The organism is Acidovorax sp. Leaf160 (genome assembly GCF_001424265.1).
Taxonomy (GTDB): Bacteria; Pseudomonadota; Gammaproteobacteria; order Burkholderiales; family Burkholderiaceae_C; genus Paracidovorax.
In genome coordinates this window covers 108,445-125,136 of record NZ_LMOV01000001.1, presented here as the reverse complement: position 1 = coordinate 125,136, position 16,692 = coordinate 108,445, and the positions used below count along the sequence as shown (strand labels likewise).

The window sequence follows — 16,692 nt, the reverse complement described above, 5'->3', positions numbered from 1 at the left end:
GGCGCCGACGCCGCTCATTCCCGGTCCAGCGCGGCGAGGTTGTCGTAGAGCAGGCGCAACATGTCGCGCAGCGACTCGGCCTGCGCATGGGTCAGCCCGCCCAGGGAAACGCGCTCGTAGAGCTGGGCCAGCGGAATGATGCGCAGCGTCAGGTCGTGCCCCGCCGGGGTCAGGCTCAGCGCCAGCGCGCGGGCATCCTTGCCCGAGCGGCCTCGCACCACCAGGCCGCGCTGCAGCAGCCCGTCGACGACGCGCGACAGCGTGGAAGGCTCCGTCGAGGTGTGCAGCGCCAGGTCGGAAAGCCGCTGACGGGGCTGGTGGTGCAGCGCCACGCACACCCGCCAGTCCGTCAGCGACAGCTCGAACTGCCGCAGCTCGCGGCTGAAGGATTGGCCCATGCGCGAACCCGCACGCGCCAGCAGGTACGGGATGGCGCGCTCGAGATCGAGCTGCGTCTCCTTGCCTGCATTTGCAAGTGATTTCACGACGGTGTCCGGGTCCCCCACCATGCGCCCAGGTGCCTTGGAAGTCGGAGGGGAAGCAGTCTTGGGGGCCGCGGGAGTCTCTTTTCCAGTAACCATGCCCCATCTTACCGGCATGGCGACACACACCTGCGACCGAAGACCCCGCCGTCATGCGTGAAAACCCCGAGATTTATTTACTTGCAAACGCAAATAAAAAGGCCTCCAATTACCCCACAGAACACCGGTTCTGATCATTTCATCGGAGACACCCATGACCCGCGCAGCCGCCCATCCCTTCGCCGAGTTCAACCATGTGGATCTGCCCGCCCCTGGTCGCCGGTCGCCCTTCGAGGGCGCACCACCCCTGGCCTCGATCGTTGCATCCGCAAGCAATCTGGTCCCAGTGCTGCGGGCGCGGGCCGAGCAGACGGAGCGGGACCGCCGCGTCTCCGAGGAAACGACCCGCGCCTTCCACGACGCGGGCTTCTTCAAGCTCATGCAGCCAGCGCGCTACGGCGGCTACGAATACGGCTTCACCGCCTTCATCGACGTGGTGAGCGAACTGGCGCGTGGTTGCACGTCGTCGGCCTGGGGCTGCTCGCTGGGCGCCATCCACCAGTGGCTGGTGGGCACGTTCCCCGAGGAGGCGCAGGACGACGTGTGGCGCAGCGACCCGTCGGCCATCGTGTGCGGATCGTATGCGCCGGCCACGATGGCGCAGAAGGTCGATGGCGGCTACCTCGTGCAAGGCAAGTGGCTCTTCGCCTCCAACGTGGACAACTCGCAGTGGGCGCTGCTGGGCGTGCAGTTCCCGCCCGAAGACAAGGGCGCTCCGTCGTCCGCCGGCTTCCTGCTGGCGCCGCGTGCGGACTGGCAGATCATGGACAACTGGCACGTCGCCGGCCAGGCAGGCACCGGCTCCAAGGCCATCGTCATCGACCAGCCGCTCTTCATTCCCGCCCACCGCAAGCTGACCTTCGCCGAGGCGTCATCCAACCAGCCGCCCGGCGCGCGGGTGAACACCAATCCGATCTACCGCATCCCATTCCTGTCGGCCGTGCCGGTGTGCCTGACCTCGCCGATCCTGGGCACCGCCCAGGGCGCGGTGGACGCGCTGATCGAGCTGGCGGGCGTGCGGGTGACGCGCGGCGCGGTCTCGGGCGGCGGCAACCGGCTGAGCGAATTCTTCCCGGTGCAGTCACGCCTGGCAGAGGCATCGGCCAGCGTGGACGCTGCCCGCCTGCTGATCTACCGCGATACCGCGCAGGTCGAGCAGATGGCCATGGACGGCCGGGCCATCGACGTCGCGCAGCGCATCCGCAACCGGCGCGACCACGCCTTCGCCGCGCGCCTCTCGCGCGATGCGGTGGAAGCAGTTTTCGCCAGCGTGGGCGGCGCAGGCCTGGCGCTGGACCAGCCCATCCAGCGCATGTGGCGCGACGCGAACGCCATTTCTCGGCACATCAGCCTGAATTGGGACGCCGTGTCCTCGATGGTCGGCCAATACCTCCTGGGCCTAGAGCCCAAGGGCCAGTATTGAGAACAACACGAGCACGGAGCCACGCATGTATTCCTGGGCCTTCATCACCGGCGACGCAGCCGATACGGTCGATGCGCGCGCGCTGCGGCAGGCGCTCGGCGCATTCCCCACGGGCGTGTGCCTGGTCACCACCGCCACGCCGGATGGCAAGCGCGAAGGCATGACCATCAATTCCTTCGCGTCCGTCTCCCTCGACCCGCCCCTGCTGCTCTGGAGCATCCGCGACGACGCGCGCAGCGCCGACGCCTTCCTGACGGCCCGGGCCTTCAACCTGAGCGTGCTGGCGGCTTCGCAGCGCGAACTCGCCTGGCACTTCGCCAAGCCCGCGCCGGACAAGTTCGAGCGCTTCGAGGGTGATTTCGATAGCGCCGCCAACGGTTGCCTCCGCCTGCGCGAGAGCGTGGCGACGTTCGAATGCAGCACCTACTCACGCCACCAGGAGGGCGACCACACCGTGCTGCTGGGCCGCATCGAACGGTTCACGCGCAGCGAAGTGGCGCCGCTGCTGTTCCATTCGGGGCAGATGGGGTCGCTGTGGGAGCTGGCCAGCACCCTGGCGCAGCCCACCTGCGCCGGCCACTGACGGGAACTTACGGCACACGTCGCCGCCATGCGCCCGCGGCCCGGAACGGCCGCGCGGCTCAACTACCCCGAGCGAAGGCCGAGGCGCGCTCTACCTGCGCATCCATCAGACGCACCCCGGTATACAGCGCGAACTGCTCCGCCGCCTGCAGCGCGATCACCTCGGCGCCCGTGATGACCGGGCGGCCCTGGCGACGCGCCTCGGCGATCAGCGGGGTTTCGGCCGGCATCGCCACCACGTCGAATACCCATGCCGCAGCCGCCACCTGGGCCGGCGTGAACGCCAGGGCCTCGGCGGCAGTACCCCCCGCCATGCCGATGGGCGTGGCATTGACCAGCACATCGGCCTCGACGGGGTCCGTTTCATCCTGCCAGCGGTAGCCGCCGGCGGCAGCCAGTGCGCGGCCTGCAGGTTCGTTGCGCGCGATGACGACCCCCTGCACCAACCCCGCGTCGACCAGGGCCGCCTGCACCGCCCGCGCCATGCCACCGCTGCCGCGCAGCGCCACGCGCAGGCCGGGCGGCACCGCATGCCGCTCCAGCAGCGCGCGCACGGCCAGGTAGTCAGTGTTGTAGGCCGTCAGGCGCCCGCCGTCGTTCACCAGCGTGTTCACCGATTGCAGCCGGGCGGCGGATGGGTCGAGCGCGTCGGCCAGCGAAATCACCGCTTCCTTGAACGGCATGGAGATGGCGCAGCCGCGCACGCCCAGGGCGCGCACGCCGGCGATGGCGGCCGGCAGGTCGGTGGTGGTGAAGGCCTTGTAGACGTAGTCCAGGCCCAGCTCTTCATACAGAAAGTTGTGGAACCGCGTGCCGATGTTGCTCGGCCGCGCGGCCAGGGACATGCACAGCTGCGTGTCCCGGGTCAGCCGCAGCGTCATACGGCGGCTCCTGGCGCCGTCACGCGCTTCTTGAAGAGGCCCAGCGCCACGCCCGTGACCACGGCGCCGGCCGCGATGGCGGCGGCGTACAGCAGCACGTGGTTCACCGCGTTCGGAATGGCCAGCACGAAGATGCCGCCGTGCGGGGCCTGCAGGCCGATGTTCCAGGCCATGGACAGCCCACCCGCCACCGCCGATCCCAGCACGCAGGCCGGGATCACGCGCAGCGGGTCGCGCGCCACGAAGGGAATCGCGCCTTCGGTGATGAAGGCCAGCCCGAGCACGGCGGCGGCCTTGGAGGCTTCGCGCTCTTCGGCCGTGAAGCGGCTCTTGAACAGCCAGCACGCCAGGGCGATGCCCAGCGGCGGCGTCATGCCGGCAGCCATCGCAGCGGCCATGGGGTTGGCCACGCCGCTGGCGATGAGGGTGGTGGCGAACACATAGGCTGCCTTGTTCACCGGGCCGCCCATGTCGAAGGCCATCATGGCGCCCAGGATGATGCCCAGCAGCACGGCGCTGCCGGTCTGCAGGCCCTTGAGCCAGTCGGTGAGGGCGCCCATCACGGCGGCGATGGGCGTGCCGATCACCATCAGCATCAGCACGCCGACGATGGCCGCGCCCAGGAGCGGCAGGATCAGCACGGGCTTCAACCCGTCGAGCCCGCGCGGCAGGCGGATGAGGCGGTTGAGCCAGTGCACGGCGTAACCTGCGATGAAACCAGCGGCGATGGCACCCAGGAAACCGGCGCCCACGGTGCCGGCCAGCATGCCGCCGATCATGCCGGGCGCGATGCCGGGTCGGTCGGCGATGGAATAGGCGATGTAGCCCGCCAGCGCCGGCAGCATGAGCGCGAAGCCCGCCTTGGCGCCGACCTGGAACAGCACCCAGCCCAGCGTGCCCTTGTGCGCGTCGTCATAGACATAGATGCCGCCCAGCGCGAAGGCCAGCGCGATCAGCAGGCCGCCCGCCACCACGAAGGGCAGCATGAACGAGACCCCGGTCATCAGGTGCTTGTAGGCACCGGCGGATTCGCGCTGGGCCGCAGCCGGCGCTGCCGCGGCCGTAGTCGCAGCCGCGCCCCCGGCGGTCGGTGCCGCCGCCGCGCCGCCCCACACCTGGCCTTGCGCCCGCGCCTGGGCGAAGACCGCCGCCGCGTCGTGAATGGCGGCCTTGGTGCCGGTGGCGTAGAGACGCTTGCCGGCGAAGCGGTCGCGGTTGACCTGGGTGTCGGCCGCGATCACCACCAGGTCGGCGGCGGCGATCTCGGCGGCGGTGAGCGCGTTCTGCGCGCCGACCGAGCCCTGCGTTTCCACCTTGATGCTGTGGCCCAGTGCGCGCGCGCCCTGCTCCAGCGCCTCGGCCGCCATGAAGGTGTGGGCCACGCCGGTGGGGCACGAGGTGATGGCGACGATGTTCAGCGGACCGGTGGATGCCGGGGCGGCAGCCTCGGGCGCGGCGAGCGGTGCCGCAGCGGCTGCAGGGGCCGCAGCGCCCGCAGCGCCCGCAGCGCTGGCGTTGGAGCGGGCGAGGGCCTCGCGCACCACGCGGGCCGCGTCGTCCAGCACCGCCTGGGGCGAGGCCTCATGCACGGGTGCGGTGAGCTGGCCCAGCAGGTCATGCCGGTCCACCGGCATGTCCGCGGCCACGATGACGGCCTCGGCGGCGGCGAGTTCGGCGTCGCTGAAAGCACCCTGCGTGCCCAGGCTGCTGTGCACGCTGAGGGCCAGCCGGTGGCCGGCCGATTCGGCGGCGGCGCGCAGCGCCTCGGCCACCATGAAGCTGTGGGCCGGGCCGGCCTGGCTCGCGGCGATGGCGATGAGTTAGGCCATGGTTGTCTCTCCTGTGTCTTTAGAGGGGCTGCGCCGTGATGGCGGCGGCCAGGGCATCGACCTCGGCGCGCGGCGGCAGGCCGGGCGCGATGCGCTGGATGCGCGCGGCCGCGCAGGCCATGCCGAAGGTGGCGGCGCCGGGCATGGCCTGGCCTTGCGACAGCGCGGCCAGCGTGCCGGCCACCAGCGCGTCGCCCGCGCCCACGGTGGTGGCGACGGGCACGCTCGGCGCGGCGGCGTGCCAGCAGCCGTTTGCGGTGGCGATGACGGCGCCCTGGCCGCCCAGCGACACGGCCAGCTGGCGCACGCCGTGGTCGTGGCACAGGCCCCGCGCGGCGGCGGCCACGTCGGCCCGCGTGGGCAGGGCGCGGCCGGCCAGTTCTTCCAGCTCGGCCTGGTTGGGCTTGATGAAAGCGACGGGCACCACGGCGCCGCGCACCGGGTCGGCCAGGTCTTGCAGCAGCTGCAGCAGCACGGCGCCGCCCGTGTCGATGGCGACGTGGGCGCCCTGCGCATGCACCGCGCGGGCGATGCGTTCCCACACGCCGGCGTCGGCGCCGGGCGGCAGGCTGCCGGCCAGCTCGCACCAGTCGCCCGGGCGCACGCGCTCGGCCAGCGCGCCCAGCAGGCCGGCTTCCGCGCGGGCCAGGGCATCGGGCGGCAGCGCCAGGCCGGGCAGGTTGATGTCGGTGGAGTCGCCCCGCGTCGCGTCGGCGATCTTGATATTGGTGCGGGTGGCGCCGGGCAGGCGCAGCATGGCGTCACCGATGCCGCGCGCGGCGAAGGCGTCCGCGAACACGGCGTCGTTGTCCGCGCCCAGCCAGCCGGTGGCCGTGACGGGCACGCCGAGCGCGGCCAGCACGGCCGCCACGCCCACGCCCTTGCCGCCGGCCTCGCGCTGGTCGCCCTGGGCGCGATGCACTTCGCCCGGAACCAGCGCGGCGACGCGCACGGTGTGGTCGATGGCCGGGTTGAGCGTGATGGTGAAGATGCGGGCAGCGTCAGCCACGGCGCTCTCCTGCGGAGGAAACCCGCCCATTCTTGAAGCCAAATCGGCCTCCCGCGCTTGATCCATCTGGGTATTCAGCTATTGATTTGATAGCATCAATCATTGCCAACCTTTCTTTGCGGAGGTGCGCGTCGTCATGCCGCGCTGGCCGGGCGCAGTTCCGCGCCCAGCGCGCGCACTTCGTCGGCCGTGTCCACCTGCAGCGCGCGCCGCGCCAGGGCCTGCAGCTCGGCCAGGCTGTGGCGGCGCAGCAGGGCCTTGACGGTGCCGATGTCGCCGGTGCTCATGCTCAGCTCGTCCACGCCCAGGCCCACCAGCAGGGCGGCGCCCAGGGGCTCGCCGGCGAGGCCCCCGCACACGCCCACCCAGCGGCAGTGCTGGCGTGCGCCGGCCACGGTGCGCTCGATCAGGCGCAGCACGGCCGGGTGCAGGCTGTCGGCCATGCCGGCCAGCTCGGGATGCTGGCGGTCCACGGCCAGCGTGTATTGCGTCAGGTCGTTGGTGCCGATGGAGAAGAAATCGACATGGGCGGCCAGCCGGTCGGCGATGAGCGCGGCCGAAGGCACCTCGATCATGATGCCCACCGGCACGGCCGGGGCGTTCAGCTCGGCGCGCACGGCTTCCATGCGGCGGCGCAGCGCCAGCACCTCCTCCACCGTGCTGATCATGGGGAACATCACCTGCAGCGGGCCGTGGCGGGCAGCGCGGTAGAGCGCCCGCAGCTGCGGCACCATCAGGTCGTCGCGCCGCAGCGCCAGCCGCGCCCCGCGCACGCCCAGGAAGGGGTTCTCTTCCACCGGCAGATCCAGGTGCGGCACCTGCTTGTCACCGCCGATGTCCAGCGTGCGCACCACCAGCGGCTTGCCCTGCAGGGCCTCGGCCATGGCGCGGTAGACCTCGTACTGGTCGTCTTCGTCCGGCACGGTGTCGCGCTCCAGGAAGAGGAACTCCGTTCGCATCAGGCCCACGCCTTCGGCACCGGCCTGCAGGGCCTTGACAGCCTGGTCGGCGCGGTTGGCGTTGGCGGCAATCTCCACCGTGTGCCCATCGGTGGTGGTGGCGGGCTGCTGGCGGGTGCGGGCTTCTTCTTCCTGGCGGCGCGCCAGCCGCTCCATGCGCTCGCGCGCTTCGATCAGCGCGGTTTCGCTGGGCCCCACGTACAGGCGCCCACGATAGCCGTCGAGGATGGCCACGGCGCCGGCCAGCACGGGCGCGGCCGCGTCGCCACCGGCAGGGCCCTGGCCGCTCGGCAGCACGCCCGGGCCCGCCGCCACCACGGCGGGCAGCCCCAGGGCACGCGCCAGGATGGCGGTGTGCGCCGTGGGGCCGCCGCGCGCGGTGCAAAAGCCCCGCACGCGGCTGGTGTCGATCTGTGCAGTGACCGAGGGCGAGAGATCGTCGGCCAGCAGGATGGCGTCCTGCGGCCAGGCAGGCACGGCGGCGTCCTCGTCGCCCCGGCCCAGCAGGTGGCGCAGCACGCGCTCGCCCACATCCTGCAGGTCGGCGGCGCGGGCGGCAAGCGTCGCGTCGGGCAGCGCCCGCTGCGCGGCCACCCGCTCGGCCATGGCATGGCGCCACGACCAGGCGGCGCCGTGGCGCTGCACCACGCTGCGGCTCACGGCCTGCAGCACGCCCGCGTCCTGCAGCAGGGCCTGGTGCGCAGTGAAGATGGCGGCCTGCTCGGCACGACCGGCGGCCTCGGCATCGCCCGCCAGTTGCTGCAGCTGGGCTAGCGCCGCGGCCAGGGCCCGGTCCAGCTGGGCGGCTTCTGCGGCGATGGTGGTGAAGCGGTCGTCCACCTCCAGCGCCACGCCCTCGGCCTGCACCAGCGTGCCCACCACTAGCCCGGGGCTGGCGGCGATGCCGGTGAAGGTGTGGCGGGCGGTGGGCTGCCAGTCGCCCAGCTCGCTGCCCAGGCCTTGCGCCTGCGCCTGGCGGGCGGCGGACAGCTCGGCCTGCCGGCTTTCCTCCTCGCCCAGCCGCTGGATGGTGGCATTCAGCGTGGACAGCGCCGCCGCTGCGTCGCTGCCCTGGGCCGACAGGCGCAGCTGCGCGCCCCGCCCCGCGCCCAGGCCCAGCAGCGCGGCCACGCTCTTGGCATCGGCCACCGTGTCGCCGCAGCGCACGTGCACCCGCGCGCCGAAACGGCCGGCGACGCGCGCCCACTCTCCCGCCGGCCGGGCATGCAGGCCGTTGGGGTAGTTCAGGGACACCTCGCGGCCGAGCGGAAAGTCCTCCAGCGCCGGAGTGCTGGCCGCACCGCCCGCGCCACCCGCTGCCGCTGCCGGGCCATCGCTGGTGAGCGCGCGCACGATCTCGTGCGCATCGGTGGTGGTCGCCAGCCGCTGCATCAGCGCGCCATCGCGCATCAGGCGGGTCAGGCGGCGCAGCACCTGGATGTGCTCGTCCGAGGCGGCGGCGATGGCGACCACCAGATGGGCCTGCTTGGCATCGTCGCCCCAGCGCACACCTCCCGGAACCTGCAGCACGGCCAGACCCGTGCGGCGCACCAGGTGCTTGTCTTCCACCATGCCGTGGGGAATGGCCAGGCCTTCGCCCAGGAAGGTGTTGGCGACCTTCTCGCGCTGCAGCAGGCTGTCGACGTAGGCGGGCTGGATGTGGCCAGCCTGGGCCAGCAAGGCGCCCGCGGCGCGCACGGCGTCTTCGCGGTTGTGCGGGGAGGCGCCCAGGCGCACTTCGACCGGAATGGTGGACATGCAATGTCTCCTGAGAAATTTGGTATCGATTCCAAGCCGGATTATCTGCCCCAGTTCCATCACCCCGCAAGACGGAAAGGGCGCAGAAGGGCCTTGAAACTAGGGAAAACACCGAGTTATTCAGCCACTTTGACACCGCAGCGCGGCCGGTGTGGACGACCTCACCGCTGCCGAATTGCAATCTTTTATGGAATCGATACCATCCTTCAAACGAACTGCAGGAGGTTTTCGTTTGGCCAGCATCAAGGACGTGGCGCTGCGCGCCGGCGTATCCACCACCACCGTCTCGCGCGTGCTCAGCACGCCGGAGGCGGTGCGCGCGCCGCTGCGCGAGCAGGTGGAGCGCGCCATCGCCGAACTGGCCTACCGCCCCAACCTGGCGGCACGCCGCCTGCGCCAGCGCCGCGCCTCGCTGGTGGGCCTGATCGTCTCGGACATCCGCAGCGCCTTCTTCACCGACGTGGGCCGGGCCGTGGAAGACATGGCCTACCGCCACGGCCTGCGGCTCATCCTCTGCAACAGCGACGAAGACCCGGCCAAGGAACAGTCGTACCTGGAACTGATGGCCGACGAACAGGCCAGCGGCGTGATCCTGTCGCCCACCATGGCGGGCCTGAAGCAGCTGCGCCCGCAGGCCTGGCCCTTCCCGCTGGTGCTGGTGGACCGGGCGCTGGACTCGACCCGAGCCGACCGCGTGGTGCTCGACAACCACGCCGCCGCCCGCCGCGCCACCGACCATTTGCTGGCCAACGGCTACCGCCGCATCGCCCTGCTGGCGGGCACCCACAGCACCACCGGCCAGCAGCGCCACGCCGGCTATGCCGAAGCGCTGGCCGCCCACGGCCTGGCGCCGCGGCCCCTGTGGATGGACCCGACGCGCGAGGCCGGCGAGCGCGCCACGGCCCGGCTGCTGTCCGGCCCCGACCGGCCCGACGCGCTGCTGGCCACCAACGGCCTGCTGCTGCTGGGCGCCCTGCAGGCCGTGCAGGCCGCCGGCCTGCGCCCGCCGCGCGACATCGGCATCGCCGGCTTCGACAACAACGACTGGACTTCGCTGCCCGCGCTGGACGTGACCACCATCGCCCAGCCCACCTACGACATCGGCCGCACGGCGGCCGAGCTGCTGCTGCAGCGCATGCAGGATGCGGAGCGGCCGGTGCGGCAGGTGGTGCTGGAAGGCACGCTGGTGGTGCGGGGGTCGAGCGCCGGGCCGGGCTAGGGCCTGGAGCGGGCCCGGCCACGGGACGGGCCGGGCGCGGCGGGGAATGGATGGGTTTCCCCCAGGCACCACGCCGCCCGCGCTCGTTTGAAATCGGAGCCATGGCTCTGCTTGCCCGACCCATTGCCTCCGAAGACCTGCCGCGCTGGGTCCCCGGCGAGGTGCTGCGCGCCAGCGGCCGCTGCGCCTGGAAGAACCTGGCGCTGCGCACCTACCGCTACGACGGCCTGGACGTGCAGGTGCCGCCGCTGGCGGACTTCATGCTCGTGGCCTACCAGCGGGGCGCCACGCGCATGGAGCGGCGCTTCGAGGGCCGCTGGACCCGCACCGAGTGCCGGCCGGGCGACATCTCGCTGCTGACCCGTTCGCAGCAGTCGCATTGGCACTGGACCGAGCCCATCGACGTGACCCACGTCTACCTGTCCGCGGACCTGCTCTCCAGCGTGGCGGCCGACGTGCTGGGCAAGCCCATCGCCGAGGTGCGGCTGCACGATCTGCTGCGCACGCAGGACCCCGCCCTCAGCGGCATCGCCGAGGCGATGGCGCGCGAGGCGGGCGGCAGCGCCGTCGGCGGCAAGCTCTATGCCGAGGCGCTGGGCACGCAGCTGGCCGTGCATCTGCTGCGGCACTACGCCGCGGTGGACTTCATCGACCATGCCGAAGACGGCCAGTTGCCCCCGGTGGTGCGCCGCCGGCTGGAGGAGTTCGTGGAGGCCCGGCTGGAACAGCCCCTGTCGCTGGAAGAGCTGGCCGCCGTCGCGGGCATGGGCGTGTGGTCGTTCTGCAAGCGGTTCCGCGCCTCGTTCAACACCTCGCCGCACTGCTACGTCGTCGATCGCCGGGTGGAGCGCGCCCAGCGCCTGCTCACGCACAGCACGCTGGCGGTCAAGGCCGTGGCCGCCGAATGCGGCTTCTCCGACCAGGCCCACCTGACGCGGGCCCTGCGCGCCCGCCTGGGCTGCACCCCGGCGGCGCTGCGCCAGGGACGGGACGCCCAGGCGCACTGAAACGCACGCCTTCCGGTCCCCCGCGCAGCCGCCCTGCAAGCGCCCTGCAGCGGCCCGGGCCTCACAGCATTCTTCAAAGCGCCCACCGGATCCTTCAAGTCCGGCCGCGGCGCCCTGCCTATCGTGCACTCCATGGCCAACGCAGCCATGACCCGGAAATGCAAGCCACGGACCTTCGGCCCGCGCCTGCATCCCATCCATGCACACCAGGAGACACACAGATGAACGACACCGTTCTGGAACGCGGCGCCGCCACGCAGGCAGGCGCCTCCCAGCCCACCCGGCTCGACGCGCTGGTCATCGGTGCCGGCGTGGCCGGCCTCTACCAGTTGCACCGCCTGCGCGAGATGGGCCTGAAGGTGCGGGCCTACGACACCGCCTCCGGCGTCGGCGGCACCTGGTACTGGAACCGCTACCCCGGCGCGCGCTTCGACTCGCAGGCCGAGATCTACCAGTACTGGTTCTCCGAGGAGCTGTACAAGGCCTGGCAGCCCAGCGAGCGTTTTCCCGCCCAGCCCGAAACCGAGCAGTGGCTGAACTTCGTGGCCGACCGGCTGGACCTGAAGAAGGACATCCAGTTCGACACCCGCATCGCCTCGGCCCACTACCAGGAAGACACCGGCCGCTGGCTGGTCACCACGGCGGCCGGCGAGCGCATCGACACCCAGTACCTGCTGGCCTGCTGCGGCATGCTGTCGGCGCCGCTGGTGGACCGCTTTCCGGGCCAGTCGAGCTTTCGCGGCCCCATCACGCACACCGGCCTGTGGCCCAAGGAAGGCATCGACCTGAAGGGCAAGCGGGTGGCCGTGGTCGGCACGGGCGCGACCGGCATCCAGGTGATCCAGACCATCGCGCGCGAAGTCGGCTCGCTCAAGGTCTTCTCGCGCGTGCCGCAGTACGTGGTGCCGATGAAGAACCCGAAGTACAGCGCGGCCGACTGGCAGCGCTGGGGCGAGCGCTTCCATGAACTCAAGGCGCGCGTGCGCAGCACCTTCGCCGGCTTCGACTACAACTTCGAGAACAAGCCCTGGGCCGAGCTCTCGCCCGCCGAACGCACCGAGATCATGGAGAAGTACTGGAGCGACGGTTCGCTGGCGATGTGGCTGGCGACCTTCCCCGAGATGTTCTTCGACGGGGCCGTCAACGAAGTGGTGTCCGAGTTCGTGCGCGGCAAGATGCGCGCGCGGCTGCGCGACGACCCGCGGCTGTGCCAGATCCTCATCCCCGGCCCGGGCGACTACGGCTTCGGCACCCACCGCGTGCCACTGGAAAACGGCTACCTGGAGGTCTATCTGCAGGACAACGTCGAGCCCATCGACTGCCGCGCCACGCCCATCGAACGCATCGTGCCCGAGGGCATCCAGACCGCCGACGGTAAGGTCCACGAGGTGGACGTGATCATCCTGGCCGTGGGCTTCGACGCCGGCTCGGGCGCGCTCAGCCGCATCGACATCCGGGGCCGCAGCGGCCGCTCGCTCAAGGAGCAGTGGTCGCAGGAGATCCGCACCGCCATGGGCCTGCAGATCCACGGCTACCCGAACCTCTTCACCACCGGCGCGCCCCTGGCCCCCTCGGCCGCGCTCTGCAACATGCCCACCTGCCTGCAGCAGCAGGTGGACTGGATCACCGGCTGCCTGGCCCACGCGCGCAGCCAGGGCAAGCAGACGATCGAGGCGACCCGGGAATTCGAGGACCGCTGGGTCCAGCACCACGACGAGACCGCCGCCGCCACGCTGGTGGTCAAGACCGACTCCTGGTACATGGGCTCGAACGTCGATGGCAAGCCGCGCCGGCTGTTGTCCTATATCGGCGGCGTGGGCAACTACCACCGCCAGTGCGACGAACTGGCCGCGCAGGGCTACCCCGGCTTCTCGATGAACTGAATCACACGGCACGAAGGAGACAACACCATGACCGCCCACACCTACTACACCCAGGAAGCCCACGGCCCCTACGAGCGCATCGGCATCGGCGCGCTGGAATTGGAAGACGGCGGCGTGCTGCCCGACTGCCAGCTGGCCGTAGCCACGCACGGCACGCTCAACGCCGCCCGGGACAACGCCATCCTCGTGCCCACCTGGTATTCGGGCACCAGCAAGATCATGGAGCAGGCCTACATCGGCGCGGGCCGGGCGCTGGACCCGTCGCGCTACTTCATCATCGTGGTCAACCAGATCGGCAACGGCCTGTCCACCTCGCCGCACGACGCAGGGGGCGACCTGGCCGGGCCGGGCTTTCCCAAGGTGCGCATCGGCGACGACGTGCGCGCGCAGCACCGCTTGCTCACCGGGCACTACGGCCTGCGCGAACTGGCCCTGGTGGTGGGCGGCTCCATGGGCGCGCAGCAGACCTACGAATGGGCCGTGCGCTACCCCGAGATGGTGCGCCGCGCCGCGCCCATCGCCGGCACCGCGAAGAACACCGAGCACGACGTCCTCTTCGCCCAGACCCTGGTCGACGCCATCACCACCGACCCGGGCTTCCAGGGCGGCCGCTACGCCTCGCCGGCCGACGTGGCCGCCGGCCTGAAGCGCCACGCCCAGCTGTGGACGGTGATGGGCTGGAGCACCGACTTCTTCCGGGAGGACCGCCACAAGGCGCTGGGCTTCGACTCCCTGCAGGCGTTCGTGGACCACTTCATGACCGGCTATTTCGCGCCCATGGACCCGAACGCCCTGCTGGCCATGGCCTGGAAATGGCAGCGCGGCGACGTCAGCCGCCACACCGGCGGCGACCTGGCGGCGGCGCTGGGCCGCATTCGGGCGAAGACCTTCGTGATGCCGATCAGCCACGACATGTTCTTCCCGCCCGCCGACTGCCAGGCCGAGCAGCGGCTCATCCCGGGCAGCGAGTCCCGGCCCATCGCCAGCATCGACGGGCACCTGGGGCTGTTCGGCACCGACCCGCAGTTCCTCGCCCAGGTCGATGCCCACCTCCAGGACCTGCTGGCCCAGCCGGCCTGATCCGCCCTTCCCCCTTCATCAATCCGTTCAAGGAAACACCATGTCCCAAAGACTGCAAGGCAAATGCGTCGTCATCACCGGCGGCGCGGGCGGCATCGGCCTGGCCAGCGCCCGGCTGTTCATCGGCGAAGGCGCCCAGGTCGTGCTGGTCGATCTGCAGCAGCAGGCCCTGGACGCCGCGCTGGCGGAACTCGGCAGCGACGCCGCGAGCGCCGTGGCGGCAGACGTGAGCGACGAGGCGCAGACCCAGGCCTATCTGCAGGCTGCGCTGGAGCGCCATGGCCGCATCGACGTGCTCTTCTGCAACGCCGGCACCGAAGGCCGCATCGCGCCCATCGCCGACTATCCCATGGACGCCTTCGACCGCGTGATGGCCGTGAACGTGCGCGGCGTTTACCTGGGCCTCAAGCACGCCATGCCCATCATGCAGAAGCAGGGTGGCGGCAGCATCCTGCTCACCTCGTCCATCGCGGGCCTGAAGGGCTTCGCCGGCCTGTCGGCCTATGTGACGAGCAAGCATGCACTGGTGGGCCTGATGCGCTCGGCCGTGCTGGAGGCCGGAAGCTCCGGCGTGCGGGTCAACACCATCCACCCCTCGCCCATCGAGACGCGGATGATGCGCTCCATCGAAGAGGGCGCGGCCCCCGGCGCCGCGACGGCGGCGAAGGCGCAGTTCGCGGCGGCCATCCCCGCCGGCCGCTACGGCCTGCCCGAAGAGGTGGCGCGCACCGCGCTGTTCCTCGCCAGCGACGACAGCGCCTTCTGCACCGGCGGGCGCTACAGCGTCGATGGCGGGATGTCCGTCGGCTGAGCCGCCGGCTGCCGGGCGCTCAGCACCTGTGGGCGCCCCGGCCGCGCATCCAGTTCATCCGCATGGACTAATTTCGGTCCGAAACCAATCTAATCATTGCAACAATACGTATATTCAGAAACCAAACTTTAAAAGTTCCAGGCCTCCCCGGACGCCCCACTATGTCCCAACGCTCCATTCGCCAGTGGCTGACACTCCTCTTGATCGTGCTGCTGGTATCAGCGGCCACTTCCTTCTACGGCCTGCGCCTGATGGCCAAGGGCGCGCAGTTCCATTACCTGGAGCGTGAATACGCAGTGAATCTGCAGCACGCCGCCAAGGCGCTCGACAGTGCAGCCGCCGGGACGGCCCAGGACAAGGCGGACATCGTCAAAAAACTCGAATACTCGCAGTGGCTCTCCCGCCACGTGGACACGGAGCTTTTCGGCTTCGAACTGCTGTCGTTCCGGCTGCTGGGCTTCGGCGCGGTGGTCGATCTGCCCCATGACAGCATCCGGCGCGTGGACGGCATGCTCTCGAAGCTGGCGGGCGAGCCTGCGGCCCAGCTGCCTGCAGCGCTGGCCCGATCGTTGCAGCCCGACATCGATGAGCTCATTCGCTATGGCGATGCGTTCGCCAAGGAGGTGGCGGCCACCGTCAGCTTCGTGGCCGTCGCGGTCCGCGTGCTGACGGCCGGCTGCCTGATCCTGCTGGGCGCCATCATCTGGCGGATGGGGCGCGCCATCCTCGGTCCGCTGGAGCATGCCCGCGACGCGGCCCAGGCCCTCGCCCGGGGCGACCTCTCGGTGCGCATCGGGCGGGACGAGCGCTCGCAGACCCATGAAGCGGGCGAACTGCTGGCCGCCCTGCACACCATGCAGACCACCTTCCAGGACGTGGTCACCCGGATGACCGACGCCAGCCAGGCCGTGGTGGCCGGCAGCGGGCAGATCGCCAGCGGCAGCACCGACCTGAGCTACCGCACCGAAGAGCAGGCCAGCCGCCTGCAGCAGGCGTCGGCGGCCATGGCGGAGATCGTGCAGACCGTGCAGCAGAGCGCGGAGACCGCCACCTCCGCCACCCGGGTGGCCCACGAAGCCAACGACGCGGCCCACCAGGGGGGCAAGGTCATGAAGCACACCATGGAGACGATGAAGGCCATCGCCGCCGATTCGGGCCGCATCGCCAGCATCATCGGCGTGATCGACGGCATCGCGTTCCAGACCAACATCCTGGCTCTGAACGCTGCCGTGGAAGCCGCCCGCGCGGGCGAGCAAGGCCGGGGCTTCGCCGTGGTGGCGACCGAAGTGCGCACGCTGGCCGGCCGGGCCGCCGAGTCGGCGCGCGAGATCAAGGCGTTGATCAGCGCCAGCGTCGAGAAGGTCGAAGCGGGCGCGAGGCTGGTGGACAACGCCGTGGGCGCGGTGCAGCGCATCGAATCCCAGGTGGACCGGGTGCAGCAACTGATCGGCGACATTTCGTCCACGCTGGCCCATCAGTCATCGGGCATCGCGGAAATCTCCCAGGCCATCGCGCACCTGGATGGTTCGACCCAGCAGAACGCCGCCATGGCCGAGGAAAGCGCCGCAGCCACCCAAAGCCTGAGCCGGCAGGCCCATCAGCTCAGCGAGGCGGTGGGCTTCTTCAAGATATAGGGTGCTGCGGGACGTGGGCCGGGAGGCAGAGCCGAG

Annotated in this window: 13 protein-coding genes; 8 read left to right on the top strand and 5 right to left on the bottom strand. The window is 70.8% G+C overall.

Features of this window, described 5'->3' with window-relative positions; genetic code table 11:
* Positions 1-14 precede the first annotated feature (14 nt).
* On the bottom strand, positions 15-485 hold the full coding sequence (locus tag ASF94_RS00510; RefSeq protein ID WP_369818611.1) for a MarR family winged helix-turn-helix transcriptional regulator: 471 nt from the start codon (positions 483-485) through the stop codon (positions 15-17).
* Between the two features lie 250 nt (positions 486-735).
* Here ASF94_RS00510 and ASF94_RS00505 point away from each other — a divergent pair, with 250 nt between their 5' ends.
* Positions 736-2,004 carry an acyl-CoA dehydrogenase family protein gene (locus tag ASF94_RS00505; RefSeq protein WP_056659977.1) on the top strand — a complete coding sequence of 423 codons (1,269 nt, stop codon included), beginning with the start codon at positions 736-738 and terminating at the stop codon, positions 2,002-2,004.
* Between the two features lie 25 nt (positions 2,005-2,029).
* A complete protein-coding gene (locus ASF94_RS00500; protein WP_056659974.1) occupies positions 2,030-2,587 on the top strand; it encodes a flavin reductase family protein in 558 nt (185 codons plus the stop codon).
* Between the two features lie 58 nt (positions 2,588-2,645).
* Here the strand turns inward: ASF94_RS00500 and ASF94_RS00495 are convergent, their stop codons facing one another.
* The 4 genes from ASF94_RS00495 to ptsP all read right to left on the bottom strand — a co-directional run bounded on the left by ASF94_RS00495 (position 2,646) and on the right by ptsP (position 9,022).
* Entirely contained in the window at positions 2,646-3,467 is an 822-nt protein-coding gene (locus ASF94_RS00495) for a shikimate 5-dehydrogenase (protein WP_056659971.1), read from the bottom strand.
* Positions 3,464-5,284, bottom strand: coding sequence for a fructose-specific PTS transporter subunit EIIC (locus ASF94_RS00490; protein WP_255355195.1), 1,821 nt, complete (start codon positions 5,282-5,284; stop codon positions 3,464-3,466). Before ASF94_RS00490 ends, ASF94_RS00495 begins: the two co-directional genes overlap by 4 nt.
* Positions 5,285-5,315: 31 nt before the next feature.
* Positions 5,316-6,305 carry a 1-phosphofructokinase family hexose kinase gene (locus ASF94_RS00485; RefSeq protein ID WP_235505186.1) on the bottom strand — a complete coding sequence of 330 codons (990 nt, stop codon included), beginning with the start codon at positions 6,303-6,305 and terminating at the stop codon, positions 5,316-5,318.
* 134 nt (positions 6,306-6,439) lie between these two features.
* Complete coding sequence (gene ptsP, locus ASF94_RS00480) at positions 6,440-9,022, bottom strand: phosphoenolpyruvate--protein phosphotransferase (protein ID WP_056659965.1); 2,583 nt, start codon at positions 9,020-9,022, stop codon at positions 6,440-6,442.
* Between the two features lie 232 nt (positions 9,023-9,254).
* On the opposite strand from ptsP, the gene ASF94_RS00475 reads away from it, so the two are divergent.
* From ASF94_RS00475 to ASF94_RS00450, 6 genes are all read left to right on the top strand, one after another.
* Complete coding sequence (locus tag ASF94_RS00475) at positions 9,255-10,241, top strand: LacI family DNA-binding transcriptional regulator (RefSeq protein WP_369818610.1); 987 nt, start codon at positions 9,255-9,257, stop codon at positions 10,239-10,241.
* 101 nt (positions 10,242-10,342) lie between these two features.
* Entirely contained in the window at positions 10,343-11,248 is a 906-nt protein-coding gene (locus ASF94_RS00470) for an AraC family transcriptional regulator (protein ID WP_056659959.1), read from the top strand.
* Between the two features lie 221 nt (positions 11,249-11,469).
* The gene (locus ASF94_RS00465) at positions 11,470-13,131 is read left to right on the top strand and encodes an NAD(P)/FAD-dependent oxidoreductase (protein WP_056659956.1); all 1,662 of its coding nucleotides are present in this window, start codon (positions 11,470-11,472) and stop codon (positions 13,129-13,131) included.
* A gap of 27 nt (positions 13,132-13,158) precedes the next feature.
* Positions 13,159-14,211 (top strand): alpha/beta fold hydrolase, encoded by a 1,053-nt coding sequence (locus tag ASF94_RS00460; protein ID WP_056659953.1) that lies wholly within the window; start codon positions 13,159-13,161, stop codon positions 14,209-14,211.
* Positions 14,212-14,251: 40 nt separating this feature from the next.
* Positions 14,252-15,022, top strand: a complete 771-nt coding sequence (locus tag ASF94_RS00455; RefSeq protein ID WP_056659951.1) for an SDR family NAD(P)-dependent oxidoreductase — start codon at positions 14,252-14,254, stop codon at positions 15,020-15,022.
* A 161-nt stretch (positions 15,023-15,183) separates the two neighbouring features.
* Entirely contained in the window at positions 15,184-16,656 is a 1,473-nt protein-coding gene (locus tag ASF94_RS00450; protein ID WP_082492869.1) for a methyl-accepting chemotaxis protein, read from the top strand.
* The last annotated feature ends 36 nt before the right edge of the window (positions 16,657-16,692 follow it).